Consider the following 1876-nt stretch of genomic DNA (forward strand, 5'->3'; position numbering starts at 1 on the left):
TAGTAATAATCATCTCAATAATTTTATTTACAAGCATGATAGCCGTGTCTACTAAATTAGGGAGAATCTTTACAATCCCATCAATAAGAGCCATTAAGATTTTAATACCTGCATCTATAATTTTAGGAAGTAATGTAATAAGTGCATTCAATAAAGTATCCATAATCTTTAGAGCTGCATCTATGAGTTTAGGAAGATTATTAACGATTCCATCAAGTACAGCCATTAAGATTTTAATACCTGCGTCTAAGATAATAGGAAGCAACGTCCCTATAGTATTCACAAGTGTATTAATCATTGTTACGGCTACATTAATCAAAGTAGTTACTACAGTAGGGAGAACTTGAACAAGTCCCTCAATAACCTTTGTAAGTATCGCAACTCCTTGCTCAATGAACTTAGGGAGATACAATACTATCAAATTAACCATAGTATCTATTACTGTAGTAATTGTAGTTAGTAACATTGGAAACATTGAGTTTATCCCTTGCACTATCGTAGGCAGAAAACGAGCTGCAGTGATCAGAAGTCCTGGGAGACCTCCCACAAGCATAGCTATTAGAGATGGGATAATATTCATAAAGATTTGTCCTAGTTGTGAAGTATCTCCACCTAGAGCGAGCCTTATTGCTTCCACCATAGAGGTAACAGTAGTACGGATAGCCATTACTGCATTTCCCATAAGTAGAGCCGCATTCTGGAAGCCTACAGGCAAGTGAGTTATCCAGTCATTCATAACGTCTCCTACTGCAATGACACTCCATATATACTTCCCTAAGTTTGCTATAGTTTGTCCAAAGCTATTAAGAGCCACCATAGCAGGAGCTAGAGCAGTTGCTATTCCTTGTATAGGAGCAGGTAAGTTAGATATTACATCTGCAAAGCTATCTCCTGTTATGAGTACATAGCTAAGATACTTCCCTAGAGCAAATATAGCTTGTCCAAAGTTATTGATAGCTATCATTGCAGGAGCTAATGCAGTTGCTATTCCCTGGATAGGAGCAGGCAAATTGGATATTACATCTTTGAAGCTGTCACCTGTAAGAAGTACATAGCCAAGATATTTCCCTAGCTCCATAGCTAATGCTCCAAACTGTTTCAAGCCTGCAAGTGTAGCTACTAAGGATTTTCCTCCAAGGTCCATCAAAGAGGCGGTCCATTGCTTAATGACTGCAATTACTCCTAAAACTCCATTTCTAAATGTTTCACTAGTTTTCCACAAGTGAGTAAACCCTACTACTAGTCCGGCTATTGCTGCAGCTAATATCCATGCAGGAGCAGACATCATAGAGAACCCTGTAATGATTGGCATAATGACAGGTTTAATAGCAAACAAGATAGCTCTTAACCCTTTAAAGTATCCAATCCCTAGAGCTAAAGGTGTTAGAATTACCATCAAGGCAGGAACAAGCATCATCATTCCTTGTATAAACTTAGCTAATACAGGATGAGCTTCATTGAATTGGATCACCATCTCAGCTAGTTTAGCAATAAAGTTATACATAGGAGTCATAACAGAAGCGAACGCTTGGACCATTGGCTCAAATGCTTTAGCTAACTTTTCTAACATGTTATTGAAGGCTTCAGCGTACTTTGTATTTTCTTCCATAGCTCTCCCGTGAAGAGCTCCGTAGAATTTAGTTGCAGCAGCAGCAGCGACTCCAAAGATTACAGGTAGAGCCATCATCTGAGTTCCCAGGTCTCGAATAAAGTCATTGTATTGCTTAACAGAAGCATTTGCTCCTAAGAACTCCAAAGCTAACTGCTGAGGACTACCAGATCGAGCTAATCTGTCTAGAGAGTCTACGGCTGTCAGTGCTAGCCTACTAGTGTTATATAGAGGGTTATTCATTGTAGTGAGGTTATTCTGAAAACG

At 39.0% G+C, this 1876-nt stretch carries 1 protein-coding gene; it reads right to left on the minus strand.

The features are described from left to right. Positions 1 to 1876 (minus strand): phage tail protein (locus JDS96_RS30300; RefSeq protein WP_472926302.1); only part of this gene is annotated, 1876 nt, incomplete at both ends.

The sequence above is a fragment of the Bacillus cereus group sp. N21 genome, from assembly GCF_016483395.1.
Taxonomy (GTDB): Bacteria; Bacillota; Bacilli; order Bacillales; family Bacillaceae_G; genus Bacillus_A; species Bacillus_A pseudomycoides.